Source organism: Nitrosomonas communis (genome assembly GCF_900114745.1).
In the GTDB taxonomy this organism is placed as follows: domain Bacteria; phylum Pseudomonadota; class Gammaproteobacteria; order Burkholderiales; family Nitrosomonadaceae; genus Nitrosomonas; species Nitrosomonas communis_A.
This window is the reverse complement of record NZ_FOUB01000043.1, coordinates 1-18522: the sequence shown is the minus strand read 5'-3', so window position 1 is coordinate 18522 and position 18522 is coordinate 1. Positions and strand designations below refer to the sequence as shown.

20 protein-coding genes are annotated in these 18522 nt (G+C 51.5%); 1 reads left to right on the top strand and 19 read right to left on the bottom strand.

Annotation, left to right across the window (positions count from 1 at the left end; genetic code table 11):
* Positions 1–129: 129 nt before the first annotated feature.
* From BM122_RS14305 to BM122_RS14220, 18 genes are all read right to left on the bottom strand, one after another.
* Entirely contained in the window at positions 130–2310 is a 2181-nt protein-coding gene (locus BM122_RS14305; RefSeq protein WP_074906228.1) for a phage tail protein, read from the bottom strand.
* On the bottom strand, positions 2307–2528 hold the full coding sequence (locus BM122_RS14300; protein WP_143083455.1) for a hypothetical protein: 222 nt from the start codon (positions 2526–2528) through the stop codon (positions 2307–2309). The genes BM122_RS14305 and BM122_RS14300 overlap by 4 nt, the downstream gene beginning before the upstream one ends.
* A complete protein-coding gene (locus tag BM122_RS14295; protein WP_074906225.1) occupies positions 2525–2755 on the bottom strand; it encodes a hypothetical protein in 231 nt (76 codons plus the stop codon). The genes BM122_RS14300 and BM122_RS14295 overlap by 4 nt, the downstream gene beginning before the upstream one ends.
* A gap of 9 nt (positions 2756–2764) precedes the next feature.
* Positions 2765–3562 (bottom strand): phage BR0599 family protein, encoded by a 798-nt coding sequence (locus BM122_RS14290; RefSeq protein WP_074906224.1) that lies wholly within the window; start codon positions 3560–3562, stop codon positions 2765–2767.
* Positions 3559–5253 (bottom strand): hypothetical protein, encoded by a 1695-nt coding sequence (locus BM122_RS14285; RefSeq protein WP_074906222.1) that lies wholly within the window; start codon positions 5251–5253, stop codon positions 3559–3561. The genes BM122_RS14290 and BM122_RS14285 overlap by 4 nt, the downstream gene beginning before the upstream one ends.
* The gene (locus tag BM122_RS14280) at positions 5253–6215 is read right to left on the bottom strand and encodes a hypothetical protein (protein WP_074906221.1); all 963 of its coding nucleotides are present in this window, start codon (positions 6213–6215) and stop codon (positions 5253–5255) included. Before BM122_RS14280 ends, BM122_RS14285 begins: the two co-directional genes overlap by 1 nt.
* A 5-nt stretch (positions 6216–6220) precedes the next feature.
* A complete protein-coding gene (locus tag BM122_RS14275) occupies positions 6221–7615 on the bottom strand; it encodes a hypothetical protein (RefSeq protein WP_074906219.1) in 1395 nt (464 codons plus the stop codon).
* Positions 7612–10611: a tape measure protein gene (locus BM122_RS14270; protein WP_074906218.1), complete on the bottom strand. Its 3000-nt coding sequence runs from the start codon at positions 10609–10611 to the stop codon at positions 7612–7614. The genes BM122_RS14275 and BM122_RS14270 overlap by 4 nt, the downstream gene beginning before the upstream one ends.
* Before the next feature lie 136 nt (positions 10612–10747).
* The gene (locus BM122_RS14265) at positions 10748–11176 is read right to left on the bottom strand and encodes a DUF6631 family protein (RefSeq protein WP_074906216.1); all 429 of its coding nucleotides are present in this window, start codon (positions 11174–11176) and stop codon (positions 10748–10750) included.
* Between the two features lie 25 nt (positions 11177–11201).
* Positions 11202–11951, bottom strand: coding sequence for a phage tail tube protein (locus tag BM122_RS14260; RefSeq protein WP_074906215.1), 750 nt, complete (start codon positions 11949–11951; stop codon positions 11202–11204).
* An 18-nt stretch (positions 11952–11969) separates the two neighbouring features.
* Positions 11970–12164: a DUF7210 family protein gene (locus tag BM122_RS14255; RefSeq protein ID WP_074906213.1), complete on the bottom strand. Its 195-nt coding sequence runs from the start codon at positions 12162–12164 to the stop codon at positions 11970–11972.
* A gap of 13 nt (positions 12165–12177) precedes the next feature.
* Entirely contained in the window at positions 12178–12618 is a 441-nt protein-coding gene (locus tag BM122_RS14250) for a phage protein Gp37 (RefSeq protein WP_074906212.1), read from the bottom strand.
* Positions 12608–13108 (bottom strand): phage virion morphogenesis protein, encoded by a 501-nt coding sequence (locus tag BM122_RS14245; RefSeq protein ID WP_074906210.1) that lies wholly within the window; start codon positions 13106–13108, stop codon positions 12608–12610. Before BM122_RS14245 ends, BM122_RS14250 begins: the two co-directional genes overlap by 11 nt.
* On the bottom strand, positions 13108–13608 hold the full coding sequence (locus BM122_RS14240; protein ID WP_074906209.1) for a gp436 family protein: 501 nt from the start codon (positions 13606–13608) through the stop codon (positions 13108–13110). The genes BM122_RS14245 and BM122_RS14240 overlap by 1 nt, the downstream gene beginning before the upstream one ends.
* Before the next feature lie 165 nt (positions 13609–13773).
* Positions 13774–14001 carry an HI1506-related protein gene (locus tag BM122_RS14235; protein WP_074906207.1) on the bottom strand — a complete coding sequence of 76 codons (228 nt, stop codon included), beginning with the start codon at positions 13999–14001 and terminating at the stop codon, positions 13774–13776.
* Positions 14002–14074: 73 nt separating this feature from the next.
* On the bottom strand, positions 14075–15118 hold the full coding sequence (locus tag BM122_RS14230) for a Mu-like prophage major head subunit gpT family protein (protein ID WP_256212076.1): 1044 nt from the start codon (positions 15116–15118) through the stop codon (positions 14075–14077).
* Between the two features lie 44 nt (positions 15119–15162).
* Positions 15163–15567, bottom strand: a complete 405-nt coding sequence (locus BM122_RS14225; protein ID WP_074906206.1) for a hypothetical protein — start codon at positions 15565–15567, stop codon at positions 15163–15165.
* 37 nt (positions 15568–15604) lie between these two features.
* A complete protein-coding gene (locus BM122_RS14220; protein WP_074906204.1) occupies positions 15605–16630 on the bottom strand; it encodes a phage protease in 1026 nt (341 codons plus the stop codon).
* 356 nt (positions 16631–16986) lie between these two features.
* Here BM122_RS14220 and BM122_RS14215 point away from each other — a divergent pair, with 356 nt between their 5' ends.
* A complete protein-coding gene (locus tag BM122_RS14215; protein ID WP_074906203.1) occupies positions 16987–17916 on the top strand; it encodes a bacteriophage abortive infection AbiH family protein in 930 nt (309 codons plus the stop codon).
* A gap of 173 nt (positions 17917–18089) precedes the next feature.
* Here the strand turns inward: BM122_RS14215 and BM122_RS14210 are convergent.
* On the bottom strand, positions 18090–18522 hold a 433-nt coding region (locus BM122_RS14210), incomplete at its 5' end, for a transposase (RefSeq protein ID WP_305728202.1).

Below are 18522 nucleotides of genomic sequence, written 5' to 3'. Positions count from 1 at the left end.
TATGGTAGGCTTTATCCGCCGCGTCGACGTGGCAGGAAGCCTTGGCTATGGCTCACAGGTGTTTGCTGTGGGTTATGGCGGCCAGGCCATGTTCCCGCATGGCTTTGGTCGCTTCCTCTCTAATACGAATTAAGCATTTACTGTCCAATCCAGTGGAATGACATGCTTCTCGACACTGTTTAATCCTCCTCTTACACTGAATATCTCCAGCCTGCGCTCAGTAAAGGCGACATTGCCGTTGTCAATAAACGCTTGGGCTGCGGTATAGGTGAAGCTTGTGCCGCTTAAGCCTGCATAGGTTTTCACGAGCGATCCACTCACTTTGAGGCTGTAGACCTGAATCGTGATGGTGCTCCCTGCTTCCGGCCCGATATTGGTGGCTTGATCATTGCCGATATTGACCGCGGCGGTATTCGAGCGATCCCGGTGGTACCATGCAATCGAGGCGTCAGCGTTCACGCCAGCTATGCTAGTGGGTCTCAATACGCCATTGATCGTGACCCGCCCCGGCGGGTAGGGTGCGCCCCAGCTTTGATTGAGGGTCAACGCCTTCCAGGTATCGCTTGCTTTAGGCAACACGCCTTTGCCGGTCTCGGTCAGAAACTTCGCATACATCGTGATTTGACTTGCAAATTCCACCTCGAAATGACCGAAGAAATCCTGGAAGAACCATATGCGGCTTCCCACGGCATGGGCCTTGGGTAATGTGTGCAGGATGCCGCGCACCACCGTCACACTTGAGGCTGACGGCGCAACAGTGAGATAAACGAGTTCGCTTTCAATCAACGCGATGGTGTTGCTGGCTACCTGGCTGATGTCGACCGCACCCGTTAGAGGTAATGTCGTGGTGGTTTCAGTAATGGCTGCCGATAGCGTGGCAGTGGGCGTGAAGAGGGATGTCAGGCTGCCCGGTTGGTCGTTGCTGTTATCGGTTGCATCTGGCGATATCCAGAATTCATAGGAGGCTGCACTTGAACCAGGATTTTTGGCCCCGCCCAATAGAAAAGCGCTGGTCACATCGAGGCTATCGATCGCTGTTTGGTTGTCGCCTAAGAATTGGGTTGCGATCAGCCAATAGGGTGCAGTTAGCAGAAAGTAGTCAATTACCGGCACAGGCGGTGAGATCGGATCAGTCCATAAGGTAGGTGGCGGATCGGCAAATACGGACTGAACGCTGAAGAACACATCCTCCACCGCATCGATCGTCACCTCGCCATCTGTCAAGGTGCCGAAATCCATGGTGATGATGCGCATGACCATTTCCACAATCCCCAAATCTGGCCAGGTAAATTTGAATACGCCACCTGGTTTCAAATCGAACGATTCACGATTGGCGATCAGCTTCAGTCTCGCCAAGGGCTGGGTGAGCGTTTTGAGTTCCCGCATGGCGACATTATTGGCCAGCGTGGCATTGGCAATACCCAGGTATTGAATGGTGGTGGGTATCACGCCTTGCTGCATGGCAATCATGCCCAGATCCTGGATGGTGACGGAAATCTTCTTGTCCGAGTCACGTTCCTGATAGATGAGGGTCACTTGATTGACCAGATCAGCAATGCCCGGTCTGGAAAACGAGTCCATGCGCACGATGTTGGATGGCCTGAGAATAGGAAGAATATCTGGGTTGTAATCGTTCCTGACCAGTTTGAGCGTGAATTTGCCGGTAGTCTGGTCAAGGTACAATGCGCCATCGATGTGATTCAGCACGGTATTGATGAACTCTTTCACACTCGATTGCTCGGCGAGCACGAATGAAAGACCGAAATTCTCAGAATACAAAGTATCCGCTGCTGCACGGAAAGCGGCATCGTCGAGATTACCGCCGGTGTAGCCCAGCCCCCAGCGGTCTGAGGTCAAGCATTCGTAAATGATATGCGCTGGATTGGCATCGCCATTGATGTCTGCTTTTGCTAGATACCAGGTCTTGGCGGGAAGCCTTTTCACGCGAAACGCCCACGGCTTGATGTAGGGATTGTTGGCTGCCAGATAAATCTGCTTGAGGATAAAGGACATCACACCGCGGTAAGCTGGAATGGGCGAGCCTTGCTGAGTTTGGAGGTAGGTGTTTGGAGCTTGTGACGGTTCTCCAAAGGCAAGATCAATATCTCCGACAACACCGCCCTGACTCTTGTCGCCGCCAAACAGATCAGGCTTGTTGACCGACAAGGTGGAGCTTGCCGTGACACTGCCTTCCCACAGCATACTTTCACCTACCTTAATGCCGGTGATGGCATCCACTGGCCCTTGGCATGCGACCATGTGAATTCCTAAATGGTAGCGCCAGCCGATGGTGACGGATTTACCTTTCATGGCCGATTCTTCCTCAAGATATGTTCGACCACTTGATTGGCTACGCCGTCATCCCAGGCAATGACCGTATCCAATGGCAATCCTTCCTGCAGGAAATCACGGAAACAAACCCCCTTGTTCTCAAGGAAGCGCTTTGAGCCGCGGGCGCATAGATTGCATTCTGCTAAATCCTGCATCGTCATTCTGAGCTTGCTGGTATCCACGCCGTCAATCATCATTTCTTGCCTGAACTGGATTTGATCGCGGTCTTTTTAAAGTCGCCGTACCAGACGGTATTGGCCTGGTTGAGCCAGCGCGTGCCGAACACTACCGGAATGGGTGTAGCTTCCGACACCGTGGGGACATTGAAATCTTCCAGATTGTTGGAAGCGGGTTTGGGCGGTTTTGGTGCAAATACTACCGACAAGACGGCGGATAAGGCAAAAGCAATAATCTGGAACCACATGTGTACCTCCTATTCGATCGGGTCACCCTTGAATGGCCCCATGTCGTTGGGGATAAATTCAAAGCCGCCATAGTTAGCAAAGTTATTGAACTTGTTGAGACAAGCGTTGCGGTCGTGGGCGCAGCCAGCGTATAGATTGATGGTGACGCCAGCTTTCAGCGATGCGGTCACACCAGTCAGCGTCAGGACATCGTTGGTATGGTCGCGGATCATTTTCTTTTCCACGTCGCCCACTTCGATATAACCGCCGGTATACCAGCCGCTTGCCCGGTTCATGGGTACCACGGTGATGGCTGATCCTACGATGGAGGTGATGGTGGCGGCATCGCGAAAGGCAGCGGCATTCAAGCCGCAGCCGCTATCGTATAAGGCATGGCGGCACAACCGCTGGAACATGCCGCGCAGGCCCGCCCGCTCCAAGGAGGTGTAAATCGGCTCACAGGTAATTTTGGCAGTCAGCCCGCTGAATTCCACATTCACCACCCGACCGAGCCATTGCGGCACAACATCATTGTCGCTACGGTGCAGCCGGTAGATCGTCAGTTTTACCGGGCCAGGGTGTGAGCGGATAAAGAGCTTGGCGACATCGTTGTCACGGGTCACTTCAATGTCCAGCTTCATTTTGCTGACTTCAGTGGAGGAGCCGATGGCCGACCGAGTCAAAGCGGTCGGGGTGTAGGTTCTCGATTGAAAACTCACCCATTCATCGCCGGAGGTATAGGTGAAGATTTGCAGCCCATGAGAGAATTCATATAGCTCTAGTGGCCGTGCATCATGGATGCTTTTTTCAAAAACGCTGAGCGTCATTGCACCACCGTCCTGATGAGTGCGCTCACGCGCGAGATGGTGTCGGTTTCATGGAATATTTCCACGGTGTCCGAATCCAGGCGGGATAGGTTGAGATAGCTGATGCGTTTCACATCCTGCGGTTGAATATCGAACCCGGCCGGACTGTCAATAAACACGTTTTCTTCAGTCTCAGAGATTTCATCTACGCTCAGAATATCCTTGAAGATCCTAGCACCGTTAAACAGCTCGATCATCAGCGTATTGCGCATGGGTGTGGCGGGCACGAATCGTTCATAGAATGCAAACTCGACTACCAGCTTGGTATCCGTGCCCGCCAGAGTGGTTTTGAGTTTGAAATCCTCATTCCAGGAGGGCGTCCAGAAAGGCTTCCAGCGCCCCGCACGGGCATACAGCCATTTCCTGAAATCAGCCCGCTCCTTGCGCGATTTCAGCAGCCAGTCCATGCGACGCACAATGGTGGTATAGCCGATAGGATCATCCACCACCGGATTAACGGTATCACTATCGAACTCCAGCAGCGGGCGCAGCAGGTCTTCCGATAATGTTTCCACTTCATTGGGAATATCCAGCAGCACTGGATAACCTTTATACAGTGTCGCGCCTTCCGTCTCAGTCAAGCCAGAATTATCGGTGACGATGAATTTAGCCTGCAGATCCAGTATATGGCGGGTGGGACGGGTAACTGTTTGTTGGCTCGCGATTCTGGCGAATTTGGCGGAATAGATTCTTATCCCAGCTGGCCAGGTTTGCTGGGTGGGAAGATCCAGGATCAACTGGTTGGATTGCACCTCTTTCAGTTGCACCGATTCATTGTTATCGATGGCATTAAACAGCAACGCCACGCCGCCGGTAACGAACTCGGAATCGCTTGTGGGGATATTCGGGATAACCGTTGACCCAGCGGGCAGCTCAGCATTCAACACATAGTAATCGGGCCAGAAGGGAATTAGATAGCTTCTCGATTGCCAGCCAAACAGCGTGCTTTGCAGTTTGCGCATAAAATCTAACCCAAATACCTGCAGATGTGCTTCGATCTCGCGCCGGGGAGTGGTGCGCAGTTTCACTCGCTGCTCGCTCCCATCCCAGCTCGTAATGATGTCCGTCAGGAACGAGTAGCGCTCAAGCACCCCATTATCCCAATTGATTCCAGCAAACAGCAGAATCACCCTGCGACCGACCACCACTAACGGAGGCGATTCCGCTGCAAAATTCAGGGTATAAGTGGTGTTGATGAGTGGCGGTCCGGCCACCTCCACCGCCAGGGTGTAAATACGCGGCTCAAGTTGATTGAAACTGGTGGGCTCTGGCTGCGGCCCAGTGAAACTGATGCCGGTACCCGCGTTGGTATCAATCGAGGAGAGCAGGTTGGCGGCAAAATAGGCATTCCATACCTCCACCTGGATGATCTTCTGCGAAATGACATTACCCAGATCGATCGATGCGGGCTGAATATGAATACGGTTGTAGTAATCATCTTTAAAGGAAGCGGCAAACTTTCCGACAATCACTGACTTGGGTTCAGGTGATACTGGTAACTGGTCGATCATAGCGCCCATCAAGGCTGGGGCGACTGCTTGCGCTACAGGCGACTGTTGCGGTGCACTCAGTTGATCGAGTGAAATAGACAGCGGTGCCGGGTCCACCAGCACCAGTAGACCTGCTCCCAATATTCCGCTAATGACCGCCATTATGCAACCTTCTTATAGGCATAACCCAGTTGCCAGGAATTAGGCATATCATCGTTAGTGTTCTGCAAATTAGACCTGCGGTATATTGGAAATACCTTCCACGTATCCGAACCCAGCATCACTTCCTGTCCAACCGCGAACGATTGCATCCACACCAGGCGCAAATCCTTGACCACGCCTAAGGGTGCACGGTTGCCAGAGTTGGGGCCGCCAATATCGGTAAAAATATAAATTGGAATAAGGGGTGTGGCGAGATTCAAAGTATTGGGTTGACTGCCCACCAACAAACGGCTAGTCAACCCTTGGCGACCATTACCATAGGCATCAAAGGTGGAGGAATTTCCCGACGAGCCTGCAAACATGCGCCAGATGTTCAATTCCAGATTGGCGCTGACATGACCTGAGGAAGATGAAGATGTAGCGTAATTATCGAACAGGGGACGCGACCAGGAGCTCAGGTAGTTGTCGTGGTCGTTGGCATTCGTGCCGATGTAAACAGCATCGCAATAATGGCCGCCAGCAAAAGCGCCGTATTTATCGAGCTGACCAAACACCAAATGACTGAAGAAGCCAGCCGAGTATTCCAGCACGCAATGCACATAATCTCCTGCGGCATCGGAAAACAGATGATAGGCGACATACGGCCCGTTTCCGACCCGGTTCATTACCGCACTGGCAGATGGCGCTCCGGCTTGACTTGAAAGCGCCACACCAGGGGTATAGCCAGTCGCTCCCCTGATGCGTAATTCTGTCGAAGTAGCACCTGCATTAATAAAGCCTTCAATACCAAAATAAAATGTAAGACCACCACCATTCGAGGTGTTTTTTTGCATATATAACCGCTTGGTTGTGCTGTCCACCACCGTGAATTCATTCTGCGTGAAACCCTGCGCGATGGCGAAGAGCCGAACTTTGTCCAATAGATCGAATAGGGAAGTAGCAATACCGGTCTCATAAGCCATACTATTTACTCCAAGGCGATGGCTGCCCAGCGTTCCTTGGCGGTGCGGAAAACGTTGGGAATGATCAGATAAGTGACGCCATTGATAGTGGTAGTGTTTTCTGCTGCGTTACCAAATCCGGTAACCGCAAACACGCCATGTATCTCACCCAATATATTAGGTGAGGGATTAGCGCCATCCACATGCATAATGCACGGGAACAGCACATAACTGCCATCAATCGCGGTGACGATGTTTTTGTAAGCAGTGGCATGCGCACTATCTGGTCCCCAAGGCCAAACATTACGGCCATTGCCGACTGACGCCTCCGGTGAACTTGATGTATACCAATTTTTAAAGGGATACCACGAGCCATCTGCAAAGCGCAGGTAAAGGGTGGTGACGCTGGTGAGGCTTGCCATATTGCTGTCAACACCGCCCGGGTCGTAAAAGTTGCGGCAGTCATCATTGGTGCTTGACCAGCGCAATCTGGCATCGGTGAGTGATCCCATGGCATTGCTGCCGCCGATCATCAGTGGATAGGGATACTGGCTGGGTGTGGCATAAGGCAGGATAAAACCTGCATACAACGCCTGATAGGTGGTGTTGATCTTGGCAATGACCATGAAGCGCCGCCCGTTGGCGATAAACCAGTAGGGGATACTTGCTTGCCAAAGCGATAAACCGACTGGCAGACTGGTTCCAGGTTGGGTAGTAAAATCCAGTACATTACCCGCAATGAAGCCGGTCGCACCATACAGCCGCCAGTTGTACCAATCGCCGGAGACACTGTAATCAGTCTCCAGATTGACAAATATTTCATCTGAGCCGCCACCGGGGCCCTTCAGGGACAAGCGCTTTCTGAGCTGAACGTTAAGCGGGTTTGCATCCTGCCACAGCACGATTTTATTGAGCGTAATCGATTCCGTGCCAGTGCCGGTGCTGTCGGGAATGTGCAAGCGCCAGTATTTGTGCTTGTTCGCGCTGGTGCCGGTCAGATTGAAATGTTTGATGCCAGCCACTGAGGTCCAGTCCAGCGCGACCATGCCGCTGAAACTGTCCTGCGTGTTCCAATTGATGCCGTCATCACTGTATTGGAAATTGATCACTGCCGGTTGCGCGTTATTAGTCAACGCGGTGATGTCGGCTGCGGTTAAATATACTGGCTGATCAAATTGGATACCGATAGTCCAGGGCTGCGCGTTGGTCGTGCCTGACCAGGCAGTCGCCGCAGCAATAAACGGGTTGCTGGTTAAGGTGATGCTACCGCTGGAAGCGAACACACCGACCAGCAAGGTGTAATCCGGGTTGTGATACAGCTGCTGCCAGCGCTCATTGACCGGCAAGGTGGCCGTTAAAAACGTGCGCAGTTTTTCGAATAAATCAAAAGCGTTGGCTGCTGTGCCAATTTCTACTGTCATGCCAGCACCTGTTTCAAAGCGGCTGTATTGCGGGAAATGACATTCAGGATCACTTTTTCACCCTCGGATGAGGCCAGGAAATCCTTGGTGATGCGCGGATCGACACTGTTGACGATGCGCACCGACTGGTTGACGGTCGGCGCAGCTGCAGGGGATAGCGTTGGTGGCTCAACCAGACCACCTTCGGCATAACCCAGGCGTGAGCCGGAAGGTAGTGGTGCACCTTTGGACAGGCGGTGCAGATTGTTCAGTGCAGCTAATCCCAGACGGCGCACTGAAGCAGCGGAGAACACATACTCACCGGCATGCACCACCCCGGCCGGTTGATACTTGCCGCCATCCCCGGTGTAGCCGCCATCGGCAAAACCTTTGCCAGAAAATGCACTGAACAAGCCACTGAAAAAACCGCCGATACCCCTTCCACCACCAGAAAACAATCCTTTAAACGATGAAAAAATACCTGACAATCCGTTCTTCAACGAACCCAGCAAGCCGTTCAAGCCTTCTGACATACTGCTGAACAATCCGCTGAATATCCCCGCAGGTGCTGATTTGCCATCTTTCGCAGCGCGCCCGAACAGATTAAAGAACATATCAGTAAACCCGCCCGCGAGTGAATTCGATAATGCGCGCAACATCGAATCAGCGAAGCTGTGCAGGATGTCCTCCATCCTGCCGCCCTTGACCGCGTTATAAATTCCATCAGCAAAGGCCTGCTGCACGCCCCTTTGCACTTGCTCGAAAATCTGATTCTGCTGCCGCAGGATTTCTTCAGCGCGCTGCCTTGCCTGATTGTTAGCCTGGATTTTGCCCTGGATTTGCAGCAACCCGTTAATATCCTGGATGCCGCGTTTCTGCGCTTCCATCATCAGCAGGGCGGTCTCGCGCTGATCTTTCGACAAGCCCGACAAGAATGCCTCGCGCTTAAGCTCATCAATAAATTCCTGCTGGTTTTTGAGTCGGGTTGCTTCCAGTGCGGCGATTTCATTAGCTACTTTCGAGCGTTGCGCATTCAATTCGCGCTCGGCAATGGCCTGACTGGTGGTCAGCTCCGTAATTTCGGCAATTGCTTTTAACCGATCTGCTGCACTGCTGCGCGGATCATCGATGACTGACTGCCGGATTGCTTTCTGCCGTTCCAGTTCGGCAATTTCACGGTTCGTCAGCTCAGTCTGAAGCCTATCCAGCCGCCGATAGTATTCATCTGCGCTAATCGCCTTAAACTCAAAAAGTTCTTTCGCTGTCTGAATCTCACGTTGCGCCTGATCATCTGCCAGACGCTTGGTTTGCTTGAAAAGTGCGTCTTCCAGATCTTGCCTGGCTTGTGCCAATTCCCTGGCTGCTTTCAGTTCTTCCTTGCTGGGTGCCGTGGGGGATGCGCCCGTGTTGGGGCTGCGTTTCTTGAATTCATCTTCGGCTGCCTTGACTTCATGCAGTCGCCCGGCAATGCCTTTTTTAAGCGCGCTCAGCACACCGCCATCTTCAGCGAATTTAGCCTCAACCTCGTAGGCTTCAATCAGCGCGTTTTTAAAATTACCCGCTTCCACGCTGGCATCGGTCAAGCCTTTGGAGAGGGCGTTGCCTACTTTGTCAAAGGCAAAACCCTTGCCGCTGAAAGCGTCCGCCACATCCTCAGCCAAGGCGGCAAACAGCGCGCGCGTGTTGGTAATAGCCGCCCTGAATTGCTGGTAAAGGCTCGCCGCGCTAATGCCAGCCGCGCGCCCAATCAGCCGTAGACCGGTAAACACGCTGGTGACAAACGCGTTAATCACATCGAGCAACGCGTTAAACATTCCGCCCGCGACACTGCCTAGAGTGCGGAAGGTATTGTTCAGGTCTTGCCCGGATACGCTCACAGCCTGCGCAATGGCGCGCAGCGTATCCGCTACCGTATCCTTGATGGTGCGCCAGGCAGCGGACACCACCGCACCAACGGTGGTGGTTTGATTCTCGAATTCGATGGTCTTGTCGATGTTGGCAACAATGAAGGCAGTCAACCCACCCAGCGCTGCTGCTACCAGGCCGATCGGCGAGAGCACTGCCTTTAATGCCACCAGGACAGCAGCCACGGATGTCGACAGGGTTAATGCACCCTTGCTTGAGGCAAGAAAAATGGTAGTGAGCGCAACCACACCACCCGATACCAGCGCAATGATCCATTGCATATTATTGGCAATGGCTTGCAGAATGTTGGCGAATGCTTCTGTAATACCGAGCTGTTCGTCCAGTTTCCCCAGGTGAATGATCGCCTGAGTGCGAATGTTTTGAAATGCGTTTTTAGTGGTGAATGGCAGCTTGGCGAATTGCTCATTGATGTCCGACTCCATCCTGATCAGCGCATCCTTTACTACTTGCGTGGTCAGCTTGCCTTCTTCGCCAAGCTTGCGCAACTGTCCTATATTGACGCCGAGGCCATTTGCAATGGCCTGAGCGAGTGCCGGTGTCTGTTCGAGTACAGAATTCAATTCTTCGCCACGCAACACGCCAGAGGCCAGGCCCTGTTGCAATTGAAAGATAGCCGCGTCTACACCCGGCCCGCCTTGATTGCCGATCTGGGTTGCTTTGGCAATAATGGCGGTCATGCGCTCAGTCTCGCTGGAGGCCAAGCCCGCGTTCATCCTGATTTTGGCATACAGATTGGCGATGGAATCATAAGCAATGCCAACTTCAAGCGCAGTTTTTTGTGCGAATTGTTGCGAGCGTGTGAAATCATCCGAGGATTCTGCCGCAAGCTTAAGCAGCGCGTTAATCCGCTTGCTGGTTTCAGCCAGTTGAGTGAAGCCTTGAATAGAAATGGCAGCGCTGAGCCCGCCGATCAGGCTGGAAAATCTTGAGCGAAAACCATCAATACTGGTTGATAGGCCATCCAGATCGCCTTTGATCTTCTTGCCGACATTGGAATTGGACAGCCGATCGAATTCAGAGCGAATTTTGCCAATGACGGTCGAGGCATTGTCATTAGCGGTAATCGTTATTTTGAGTTCTTTGTTTGCCATCGCTAAAACGACTTAAACCATTTTTTCCAGCTTTTTTCATCGGCCAGCGCTGCACGCACTGCGATTGCCTGAGCTTTAAGGCTGTCTGCTTCCAATTTCATGATGGTTTCTGAGTAAATCCTGACCTGGGCAAGCGTCATGTCGAGGACTGAACCGGCTCCTGCTTTTCTGAAGAGGAGGTCAAGTTCTGCCCATCCAGTTTCGCGGTCAGGTTCTGCATGCCGGTTTGTACGGCTGGCAGAACCTTCTGCACGAAAAAATCAGTATTGACCTCGATCATTGCCAGGGCCAGCTTTGCCAGCTCATCAATGCCCAGTTCATTTATCCAATCAACTGATTTTCTGCAGCCAATGGCGGTTGCCTTGATCACAGCTTCCGGTGACTTGAGCACCAAGGCCATGACATCAATTTCTTTCTTGATCAGATCGCCGAGTACGGGCTGAATAGCGGCAAGAAAGGCATTCAGCTCTTTTACCTTAATAGGTGTAATCACAATTGCTTCACCGCCTGCCGTTACTTCTACGCCAGTGGGTGTTAAAACGGCTAGTTCATTATTGTTTTCCATAGAATTTTTTATTCGTCCTTGAGAATTAAGACAGATCGACTACGCGCCCAAACTGACCAAGGATGGTATTACCCACCTTGGTGTCGTCAAAAAGGGCGGCACCGGAGAGGGTGAGTTTGGTCACGTCATCGCTAATCAGTACGAGCTCATTCAGCGGATCGAGCGTTACTTTGTACAGCTCGATCAATACCGGCTTAAGCGAGTCAGCGGTATTTAACCCCTCGAAACGCAACCAGCGGTCAGGTGCGGCTGCCTGGAACAGCCCGACATTGACTTGCGCGCCATAGCTGTAATCTGCCTTGAATGGCTGCACATAGCTGCCAATATTGAGAATCTTGAGCGTGCCATGATCGGCGCTGGATATTTCATAATTAGTACCAGCAACCAGCGTGGCAGGGGTGCCAGCAGAATCCTTGACTACGACCGATGACACCTTCCCATTTTTCAGCCGGGCATAATCACCCACTGCTAAGGGGTTGGCTAATACTTCGGCAGTGACTGTGCTGCCAGTAATAGTGGATTTAGTGCCATAGAGCGCCAATGCCAGATTGTCAGTGGAGAATTCCTCCAGGGAAAATTCCACGCTGGTTTTCTTGGCAGTGATCAGCGAGAGATCGGTTAAGCGCTGACCGCTGGATGACTCTTTGTGCTCAAGTTTTTCTGTTTCCAGATTGATCTTGAGATCCGGCACATTACCGACAAAGCGCATCGCTGCCGGGAATCCATCGGCTGCGCGGCTGGCAATGAATACTTTTCCTTGTCCTGAGAAATACATAAGTAAGGCTCCTTAAAGTTAGAGAAATTCTTCAGCCGTGCCGATGCTGATCAACCATCGTGCGCTATCGGCATTCAGGGTCAGTCTGGCACCTGCCGGATAATCACGTCCGGCATGGGTATGCGGTTTTAGCAGTTCAATGGTGACTTGCTTATTTTGCGGTATCTCCGAGATTACGGTATCAGCGGATACCGGGTTATTCTGTTTTGCCATATCTCCTCCAGGTTTAAAGGGTAAATTGCTTCACGCGGGTCTCGATCTGCACCACACCCGCAGTCAAGCCTGCCTTGTAGAGCAGCTCATCATTCATGAAATCGACTGCGGTCGCTTTCCAGATACTTTTGTTGATCTGTGCTTCATTGAGCAGATTGGTGATGGACTCCAGCATTTCATACAGCCCGACCGGGCCAATAGCCTCACCTACACGTGCTGCAGTCTGGCCACGGCTGTTGCGTGCTACGCAGGCGATGCCAAAATGCACTTTGGCACTGCGGCTTTCGATCTGAAACGCAGCCGGAGCGACGTAGACTGCGGGTGCATCGGTAGCAAAGCGATTGATCAGACTCTCGCCGGTCAAATCAGGCAGCCCTGCGACATCACGCAGCTTTGCTCCTAAAGAGGATACTTTGATGTGCACAATCAGATCATTTTCGAGTTCAGCGAGCATCGGCAGCCTCATTGATGGCGCGTTCGATGCGTTTCAAAATCCAGTTTTCATCCTGCGTACTGATACCCATGTAAGGCCGTGCCGGGATGGTGACCGATTTACGGATGACAAAATCGCCATTGGCCAGTCGGAAGCGTAAGCCTTTGCCGTTTTTTGCTTTAATAACGCCACCGAACTGGTGGATGGCTGCATAAACGCGGTTCACGCTTACTTGCGCAAAATTGCGCCCTGAGTCATGGGCTACCGAATCAAGCAAATGGCGATCCAGAATCAAGGTGCGCTTACCGGTGAGTTTGGCGCGGAGGCTGGGTAGCCATTTTTTCCCATCCGGGCTGGTCTGACTGATGAAGCGCTGCCGGGTGCTTTGTTCGAGCTTATTGGCGATATCCTGCATTACCTTGGATTGATCCCGACCCAGCGCCATCAACTGCTGCAGGCTTGCCCGAATGCGCGCATCGTCATAGCTGATCTCGAAGGATTGGCTAGTCATTAGATGAACCCTCCCTGATCGCGCCTGAATACCGGCGTGGTAGACGACATTTGCGCAGCATCGTTGACCGTGGGTTTGTTGCCTGCAATGTCTACGCCAAGACTGGATTGCGAGCTGGTCATATCTTTTAAACGTTTGATGGCATCTTTATAGCGCTCAGTGATAGGTTCGAGTGCCTGATCATCATGCAACGCATAACGCGCCAGATCGCAGGCAATCAGCATCACCACTCGCGGCACAGTAGAAAGCGGCAGGGTGTAGCGTGTTGCCAGATAGCTATTGATCACACTGTCTGCATCCAGGAGCCGGTTGTTGATCACAGCCAAGGCTGCCAAGGTGGCATCCTGTTCTGCCTGGGTGTACTCGCTCAAGCTACCGCCTGCAGCTGCAGTGGCGAGCATGCCAGCAGTGACCAGGCGCGGGATGCCCTGGTCAGCCCGTTGCGCGATTTCCTCAGCGCTGAACTGGTCGAGCAGTTGAGTTGCGGTAGCGTAGGTCATCAGGTGCTCGGCTTATAATTCAATAATTGAAGACAGTTTTTACAGGTCACAGCCTCTTTGCGGTTTGTCCAAGACGCTCTTGCGAGATTAATTTTTCTTAGCTTTGCCGCGCAAAGCGGTGAAACATCACCATTCGCTCTAATCATTTTTGCCAAATGAATGGGTTTACTCATCAGTTTCGATTTCAGAGACTGCCAGCATCGGTTCGCTCTTGATCTGAGTAATCTGCTCAGTGGTCAAATCAATCAATTTGATGATCTGTTCTTCTTTGTTAAAGGTAATACCTGCCCGGCGGAAGTGATCATTGAAAGCCCGCACGCGCAGTGCCTTCACCTTTGGTTTTGCTGACGATTCGTTTTCTGCTTCAGTGGTTTTCTCTGTTTTTGTTGCCATTTGCCTGTCCTTTAAATTGATTTATGATTGTTGGTTGTAGGGGTAAATCTTGTATTCACCCCACAGGGCTCGATTAACCCGCGCCAGTGGACCCGACCGCCAGTTGCCAGAATCCATAACCACCGGCGGCACGCGCTTCCGCTCCAAATTTGAATTTCTTGCGCATGAATACATCGTCGTTTTGTGGATCTGTCTGCTCGACAAATACCGGCGCTTTACGCTCCTGGTAAACAAACGGTTTGACCGCTTTGGTGGTATCCAACAGGAACCAGGCGGTATCGGAGGTTAATCGTGCATCGACTACGACTTCAGCCGTACCCTTGTAAGGGTTGGCCTTGCCATCATCCAGGCGATCGTTGTTCATTAGCGCAAGCGCGATATCTTCCAGGGCAGGCGGTACCAGCAATACATTGGGCGTGATATTGAGCGGACGCCCTTCGTCGTCTTTGAATTTGCGCATAGTTTTGCGGGCCGCGCCGTAACTCGCGATGGCTGCGGCCTGAGAGATTACGCTGAGAGCAGCAGTGATCTTGTTGGAGACGCTCGTACCTGCTACCAGGTGATCGGTATCGAAGTAATACTGCCCATCGAAACACGGGTTAATGAAGCCGTTATTGACCAGATCCATCACAATTTCATCCGGCAGCTGCTTGGCGGATTCACCGGCCATCTGGGCCTGCGGCCCATATATGCCAAGCTGGTCGTCCTCGATGTCGTTGCGGTCTACTTCGATTGTCGCTTCCCAGTCGTCGTTAACGATGGTGTACTTGAACGCTTCCAGCGCTTTGACCGCTTTATCACCGATCCATTTGCGCATCCTGGGAAATTTAGACAACCAGGCATAATCGTTCTGGCCGGTGGTAGAGGTCACCTTCATGGCGATCTTCTGCCAGTTCGATGGTGCAGCATTAAACGCATTGTTAAAAGTAGTCTTAAGTGAGATGAAGATATTGCTGATGGTCGATTTGTTGACCAGCAGCCCGGCAAATCCAATAAAACCCATTGCTTCCAGGTGACCTGCTGGATAATCAAGCGGGGCGGCAGTCGCGCTAAGCGCTACAACAGACATGGTTAGCATGGCGATGCAGACCAAGATAAAAATTTTTAAAACTCTCATTGATTGCTCCTGTATTGATTGATCTGATTTCACACCTACGAAAATCAACCCTCGACCCAGACGCCGTCAGAATCGACCCCGACCACTTTTCCGGCTACAGAGCGTGTGTCGGTGCCATCAGTTTTAGCGACTGTTTCATCGTCAACGATGTAGCAGGTTTGGCCGAGCTCGGCTTGTGTTACTGCATCTGCGCCGTGGTTTTTCCATTTGAATACTTTCTTGCGTCGGATATTGATGGTCTTGTCACCATTTGCGCCACCGGTGTTGTCCACTTGTTCTTCTGCGCGACCCAGGTAGGTCAAGGTGGTGGCCACAGCTCCAGGCGTGGCATAACCGGAAGCATTCGCTGCCACCAGACTGCCTGCATAAATCTTGACGTTGGTTGCGACAGGAACGGGGATGATTCCACCGTCCTTCATCGGGGTATTACGATCTGCTGAGAGAGACATGTTTTTCTCCTGATCTGATTAATCAATTGCGTCCGGTTTACGCTGTGAGCATATTCTTCTTGAAATCTTCCGGGGTTATGCCCATCACCTTGCAGAGTGCGAGCTGGTCATCGGTCAGCTCACCTTTATTGTCATTGCCTTCTGGCGGTTTGCCGCCAGTCTGGGTGCCGGTCAGGGCCGCAATCGGTTGGGCTGATGCCAGGTATTGCTTGAGCGATGTCAGGTTTTCCTTGCCCAGATTGCGTGCCCATTCCTCCTGAGCTGGCAAGAGCTTGCCTTCTGACAGCGCTATTTCCACTACATCGCCCACTTCAAGATCGAGCTTCTCAGCTTTGAGAGAGGCCAACTCATCCTGCAATGATTTCATCACTGCGATCGGCACGAACCTGGCTGGGTCTGGGTGTTCGGCAGCGGTTTTAAGAGCGGCAATAGCATCTTCTTTTGAGCTGAGCGTTGCGGTCAGGTTGGCCAGTACAGATTCAATATCTGCAGTTTCATTCTGGCCTGTGAGTTTGCGTAGTGCAGCCAGTAGCTGTTCTAGTTGCATGTCTTCTCCTTCAATAGATAAAAATTGAGATGCTGCGACGGCGTCCATGCCATCGAGCGCCGGGTTGTTAGTCAGTGCGGCATGCAAAAGCCGGGTGACGGCTCCGGTCTTTTTGTCATGAAGAAATACAGGGGAGATGTAGCGATATTCGCCAGCGTCGATCATCTGGCTGGCGCGTTCGGTCCATTCGACATCGACAGCAAATAAACCGGATTCACGCCATTCGAGATCGCTAAACCAACCGGCAGCCGGGGCGGGTTGGCCATTTTGTGCCGTAAGTAGTGTCTGGTGTTCGTAATCCACCACGGTTTTATTGGTGTGCGTATCAAACTCGGCAATGACGCTTGCCGCCATGACCTCATTGATAAGCCAGTGCGGCACATCGATTGGACGGCCATCATTGGAGCGGAATTGCCCCGCAGGCAATAACTGGATTTCCTTGGCTGCCGTTACCGCAAAGGCACATACGGCCAAGCCGATGGATGAGTGAGTTTGTTGGGATCGTTTACGATTCATGCCGCCATGGTATCGGCAGCATGAGGAGGGGTTAAGGAGGATATAATTCCTCCTTAAGATAGAGAGTCAATTAAAACCAGATTAGCACTTCATTGATATGTCAGTCAAACGGGAAGCAGTAAGGGGGTAAACGTCGCGCATATTCATATAAGCTGCGGTAGCTTGCGCGTATCTGGTCCAGAAACTATGATCTATTCGTCATATTTATGGATCTTACAAATTTTGATATGATGAAAAACTAAATCAACGAAATTCTATAAAAAATAAACAGGTAGCATACAGTTTGTCCTGTTAGATTTCTTTTTTGATGTAATATATTGCGTCTTTTCGGAAGTATAATTCTAGTTAGGTTTCCTATGACCGTGTCGCCCAATAGTCAGCCGCTATACATCATCGGCAATGGCTTCGACCGTTATCATCGAATTCCATCCGACTATGCTGACTTTGGTCGCTTTGTGTCGGATGTTGATCCAAACCTTTATCGCTTGTTCAAGAACTACTTCTTCTTCGATGGAAACTGGGGTGAATTTGAAAATACCCTGGCGCATCTTGACATTGATCTCATCCTTGACGAAGCGTCTACCTACCTTGTTCCATATTCTGTGGACGAATGGAGCGACGCATTTCATCATGACTACCAGTACGAGATAGATCGCATCGTCAGTTCGCTATCGAAGGAATTGAAAAAAAGATTCACTGAATGGATCTGTCAATTGACCATTCCCACCTTATCCTCTTGCCAAGTACCGCTGCTCGACCTCCCGTTGCACGCTCGGTATCTAACTTTCAATTACACGAATACGCTTCAGAAGCTATACGGTGTCTCGCCTGATCGTGTCACTTACATTCACAACTATGCCGCAGGACCAGACTCTGATCTGGTACTTGGGCATGGCGTCAATCCCAAGACGATTGTGTCCCTTAATGCTGGCGCAGACCTTGAAGATGATCAAGACCCTCGCGTTACGGAGGCGAACAAATGCATTGATGACTACTTTTCCAGAACCTATAAGCCAACGGATCGTATTATTTCAGCCCATCAAGATTTTTTCAATTCACTGTCGGAGGTCAAGCGCATTCATGTTCTTGGTCACTCGTTCTACAAGGTTGACTGGCCGTACTTTGCACTGATTGCGGAGAAAACCAAGGCGTCCGATCCGCACTGGATTGCCTCGTATCATTGTGAAAAGGATGTCCTGCGTATGAAGGAGCTATTTTCAAATCTCGGCTTGCCGGCCGCAAAGTTCACGTATGCACGCATTACCGACATCCACCCGAAAACCTAACCCTGCGTTCGAGGCGCCTGTGCGAAAGGCCGAGCAGGAGCCTCAACTCCACGTTAGCTGCAACAATAATTAAATTAGAGGGATTTCATGCCTACATATGACGTAGTGATTTCATTCGCAGGAGAGGATCGAGCAATTGCTGAATCAATATAGCCTAACCAGTTAAGAATGATTCAGAATGTATAGGATTTGAAAAGCATCTCAACGGTCTGGTTTTGTTGTTTACGCAGTGCTTTGGCCTGTGCCCATTTATGTTCGATGGGATTAAGATCAGGAGAATAAGCGGGTAAGTATTCAAGGGTGTGCCCAGCGTTTTGTATGGCCTCTTGCGTATCCTGCCTCTTATGGAAGGTGGCATTGTCCATCACAACGACCGCATGTGAGGGCAATTTAGGCAACAGGTCCTGCATCGCCCATCCATGAAATACATCGGCGCTGATATTGACTGCAAACAGGCTGACGGTTATCAATAGCTTTCCGATCAGGGCGCCAATCGCGTTGATACGACCTTGCGCATGCCAGTCATGCGTGCCATGACATCTCTGGCCAGCGGGTGCATAACCGTGCGTGCGCGGCGCATCCTGTGCAAACCCACTTTCATCAATA